At 44.5% G+C, this 5,017-nt stretch carries 5 protein-coding genes; all 5 read right to left on the bottom strand.

Features of this window, described 5'->3' with window-relative positions; all coding sequences use genetic code 11:
* Positions 1-373: 373 nt before the first annotated feature.
* Positions 374-1,156, bottom strand: a complete 783-nt coding sequence (locus tag ACKI3C_RS02850) for a hypothetical protein (RefSeq protein WP_407401845.1) — start codon at positions 1,154-1,156, stop codon at positions 374-376.
* Between the two features lie 485 nt (positions 1,157-1,641).
* Positions 1,642-2,733, bottom strand: coding sequence for a hypothetical protein (locus ACKI3C_RS02845; RefSeq protein ID WP_407401843.1), 1,092 nt, complete (start codon positions 2,731-2,733; stop codon positions 1,642-1,644).
* Positions 2,734-2,897: 164 nt separating this feature from the next.
* A complete protein-coding gene (locus tag ACKI3C_RS02840) occupies positions 2,898-3,092 on the bottom strand; it encodes a hypothetical protein (protein ID WP_407401841.1) in 195 nt (64 codons plus the stop codon).
* 55 nt (positions 3,093-3,147) lie between these two features.
* A complete protein-coding gene (locus tag ACKI3C_RS02835; protein WP_407401839.1) occupies positions 3,148-3,522 on the bottom strand; it encodes a hypothetical protein in 375 nt (124 codons plus the stop codon).
* A gap of 1,297 nt (positions 3,523-4,819) precedes the next feature.
* On the bottom strand, positions 4,820-5,017 hold a 198-nt coding region (locus ACKI3C_RS02830), incomplete at its 5' end, for a hypothetical protein (protein ID WP_407401837.1).

Here is a 5,017-nt window from a genome sequence, read left to right as displayed (position 1 = left end):
AAACAGAATCCGCTTGATGCACTTGTGGAAGTCGCAAGGTATAAGATAGAGAAATAATCAACAGTTTTATTAAAACAGCACCTTAGCTCGCAACTTTTGAGTTGCGAGCTAAGGGCGTGTACCCCTACCTGAGTAGTTACTTAACTCGCCAGCTTTAGTTGCATGATTCATATTGAATGGAACAAACATGAGATTCCTTACTGGCAAATCAGTCAGACTGCCCTTTACACAAAATTCCGCTATGGCAATAGTAGACATCTTCATGGTAATTCCATTTTCCATGAAGTATCGATAATAGTCTAATGCTGACTGATGATACGGATCGTCTGCATTGAGAAGTCTAATAAAAAAACTTGTATCTAATAGTACACTTTCAGACATAGGCATCCGTCCCTCTAACTTTTTGAATCCAAGTATCAACATCCAATCCTTTAAATTTTGGTGTTGCCTTTTTAATTAAATCCTCTAAATACTGATTATTGAACTTTCTATCATAATCAATCATTTCAACCAGTTTAAGTGAAGATATGTCCATTTCTCCTGTTATTACATTTTGTCTGCCAATGGCTCTTACTCCAAACTCTTTATAAAGAGGATTACCTTCCAATTCTTCCAGATACTCTTTATCAACATCTATACGTAGGAGACCATGTTCCTTTGTGTCTAAATGTATATTGGCTTTATTCTTCCCACCAGCATCTGTTAATTTACCATAGAAATAGAACTCAGCTTCAGCCCATATTTGTTCAGCACGAATAAAATTCGTTTCTGGCGTGAAAGTCAACTCCTTCGTTTCGTTCAACGATGTTGAGAAAGTAACTGAATAGCCATTTTGGCGAGATCGTGTTTGAATATGTTCAAACGCTTTCGCCGTCTCAGTAGTTAAACCATCCAAATTACCACTGGCTACTACCATTGCTAAAACAGCACCGAACTCTGTTACCTTCTGTAGGCTTGTTCTAAAAACATGTCTTACAGAACCTGCTTGCATCTCGTATGATATTACTGGACGGTTACGTTTCTCATTAGGGTACAACAAATTCTCCACGTCATCAAGCATATCTCGAAGAGAACTGATGTCGTAGTTTCTTGGACCAAGAGGTTCGTTACCTACTTGACCAACTACATGAATTGTTATTTCGCCTAATTTGTCCATGATAAAATTATGCTTTGCAAAGTTAAGTATATTACTTGGATATGACAAGAAAAATATTATGTATTTTCATTTACATCATTCGATTCTTTATTTTTAACATAATACGTTGTATTAATAAAAATTAGTGAATAGGCTGTCACTCTACCAAACAAAAACAATCTATAAGTCTTTAAGTTATATAAGTTTTATTTTAGGTTGAAAAAAACAAGTTAATAGCGATTGTATTAATTAGGCTACAAATTAATGACGGCTATAGTCTTACTACCATGTCATTAATCGAGAAGATGCAGACAAGCCTTGCCTGCCTTACCTGCCCGCTGTCTTTCAGTCGGAATCGCTGTGTTCCTGCATAGAAATTCTGCTTTAGCGGAATTGCGTTGTGCCATGTTTGGATTTCTCCTTTGGAAGTCCAGAGCTGCAGGTCTACGGGCTCGCCCGCCTGCAACATTTTTCGCATAGTGCTAATGTGGATAGATTGTGCCATATCAGTCAAATGATTTAGAGAATTGTTGTGAGAACGCACCGAGCGAAGGTTTACCGAGCGCAAGGTACGGACGATTGAAAACGTACTGCCAAGTGAACTTGACCGTGTTAAGTTCAGTGTCGCTGTCGCATATCTCGCAAGTGAAGTCGGTGATGAGGATTTCCTCGGGATTACCGAGGTCATCATCCTCAATCTCCGAGTAGTCCTTTACATGGCGAACATTGTATGAGGTGAACATCTGTTCAAGCCATCGGCTCTGCTCATCGGTGAGCGGTGCCGACTGGACCTCATACTCCTTGGTGTGTTCACGGTTGTAGAACTTGCTCCTGCCGTTGATGACGGCAACGGAGCGCTTGGTCGTAACCTTGTCTGTCGTTTCGCAGTCAAGGAGCGCCATCTCCATGCAGCCGAAGGCATTGGCGAAAAGGAACATCGCCTTTGGCTGATGATCCTGGACGAAGTACATAAAACTTCGTTCGCCAACCTCCACAGCGAAAGAAAGCAGGCGAATGCCATTGCCAAATCGCAGAGAAGCCTTATTGCGAATCTCTGCATATCGGATAGCGATAGCGCAAACCCCTCGATGCTCTACAGAGAGGGGTGTATTGTCAATGTAGGACGAGCGGGTCACGCCGTCCTTTGTATAGGTGACAAGGAATCTCCATCGGAAGGTGGCAGGCGCGTCAGTATAAAGATATAGATAGTCAACGGCAAGTTCGTGCCTTGGCAGGATCTTTGCGGTGCGAGTGGTAAGGAAGTGGTTATCCACGAACTTGTCAGCGTAGACGGACGGAATGAAAGTGCAGTATATCACTGCAAATTCAGTTTTGATTCTTTGCGTTCCGGGCGTGGAAGCCTCGACAGCCACCTGCGTATAGACATTGTGCCATTTCTCGCAGTGTGTCTCGATGAGCGACCGCAGGTCGCGCACAGTGGCACGTCCTCCGTATGGGTAGAATGTCTCGCTGAACACCTTGTCACCGTCAATGACCAGAGCCACATCGACGCATTGCTCGTCGGTGGAAAATGTTATGTCAGGCACATGTGCCGAGAAATAACATGGAGCGATATAAGTAGAAACAGAAAGAGCCATAACTTTGGTTTTGTTGCAAAGTTATGGTCACTCGCCGAAATGTGAAAAGACACAACCGAACACAGCAAAAGGCAGATTTCTCTGCCTTTTGTAATGGAAGTAATTTGTCTTAATCAAACAGCTGTTCAACTTGCTTGTCTGAAAGATTCTCTAAATTCATAGCTTTATGGGATTGTGTAGAACTGATTATTTTCGATAATTGAGATTTGCAATGTGTAGTGGAACTTTACCGACTCCATGCGTCTGAAGTTCTCGCCGTCCCGCCAGCAGAAGTAAAGAGCCTTACGCATGGCGTCAAAATCATCATTGGCTTCTATAGTCCAAGAGCCTTTGTCGGTAAAAACTTTATACTTGTCCATTGCTTTGAGATTTATTGCGATTAAACATGTTCCAGCCCCGAAGGGCAAGGAGGCTTTACGCCTCCTCTGCCGCATGGGCTTTGAGCATCTGATAGACTTCATCGGGGAGATAGGCATTATGGCGGGCCTTGAGCAGGCGGCAGTATTTCATTGCCGATGTGGCTGTCTTGCATCCGCAGCCCACATTGTTCTCGGGTGCTACGTGGCGGAAGTAGATGTAGAAGCGTCCGAATGACTGCTTGCAGGCGATGACCTTGCGAGGCTCCTTCTTGGGCTGCTCCTCGACTTGTTCGGGAGTCTGCTCGGTGATGTCCTGGGCTTGAACTGCCTGTTCTTCGATCTGTGGCTCTGCCGCCATGCGAGACTTGCGGCTCTTTGAAGTGTTCTTAACTGATGTTTGAACTGCGGGGGTGTTAGCTGAATTTGTCATAGCTGATAAAATTTTAATTGTTAATACCTTGCGCTTTCGCGCTTTCTTGATTTTTACGAACGAGACCAACAGCGTGCAACGTGAACGTCCGTGCAAGGATTTTGATAAAAAGTGTAGAGAAAAGAGATAAGAGATGAGAGGGCCTGCACTCTTGGCTCTAAGCGCAGCGTCTCTTATCTCTAAACTGCCCCCGGCAGTGTCAGTTTTTAACGAAACGTGCTTGTCCTTGCTCAGTGAACGACGATGTAACTTTGTGAAGGAAAAATAGATGCGCAGAAAGCATTGCAAGGTAAACGATATAAAATTAGGCTATGAACAAACAGCGATCACCCCGTTCAATAATATCAGCAGGACATGTAAAAGAGCATCTCGCAGGCAGAGAGAAGAACAAAGGCGTGTCCCGGGACATTACCGAACTGCACCGCAAGGTTGCAGACATGAAGGAAACGCATTCAGTCACCGCCGTAGTCATTCGGTAACGATTAGAGTCCTTCCGCCGTGCCCCGTGACAGTAAGCGGAGGACTTGGCCATGAACGGAACAATGCAATTGCTAACTGCGTGCCCACCAACAATCCCTCCCCTCAATGAAGTCCAGAGCCAAAGCATAATGGCAAGGAGCACCGTTGTCGGTTGCTCCATCGGGGTAAGGAATATGTCTGCAATAAATCTGCAATGAACCAAAGAATGTATTCCGTCAAAGGGTATAACATAGCCGGTGGTGATTGCCTTGCGAAAGCGTATCAGCCGGAGGGACGCTGAACCGCACGGTGTCTCTTTCCGCTACCCGCATCTCAGTCACTGCAAACGATGCTCAATCCGTTATGATCTACGAGACAGGCGAGAGTGAATTGTCGGTGCACACTATCAAGGAGTGAATTAGAAAATGGAGAAATCAGCGATGGCAGCGATGATAAACCGCACTGCAGGTGCAATAAACTGCTTGCTCTGCAAGCATTCAACTGCTCACCCATAGCGAGCACTCAACCACCGCCACAGGCGGTATTGAAAGAGCCTGGCACCAAAAGCAATAATGGAATTCCGCACCGAAATTTATGGTATTCGACTAAAAATAAAGCAAGAACATTGTCAATCACAGGAAAATCACTATCTTTGCAGTCCTTAAATTCCGCAACAATATGTGTCTAATAATATCATTGTTTGCACAGACATCAACAATGTAGACCATATTGAGCAGATATTGTGCGTTGCCGCAGCGATTGCGTCAGCGCACTTTTATAATAAAACCAACCAAGGCTCCCGAGGGAACCTTGAAGGGATTATCTTGGTAAACTCGCGTTAGAACGAGTAAACATTCATCATATAAACATCGCCGCCAAACTGGGCTTGTGCTTGCTGTGCTGCGTCAGATGCGCTGCGGGCTTCAACTTCAAAAGTTTCTGTCTCATTGTCGAAATCGGTAATTTCCACTGTGAAGAACTTGAGTCCGCTGCGGCGGATATTCTGATTGTTTGCTACAGTCTGAGAAGTGAAAGC

This window comes from Sodaliphilus sp. (assembly GCF_045598405.1).
Lineage (GTDB): Bacteria > Bacteroidota > Bacteroidia > Bacteroidales > Muribaculaceae > Sodaliphilus > Sodaliphilus limicaballi.
This window is presented reverse-complemented; position numbering and strand designations above follow the sequence as displayed.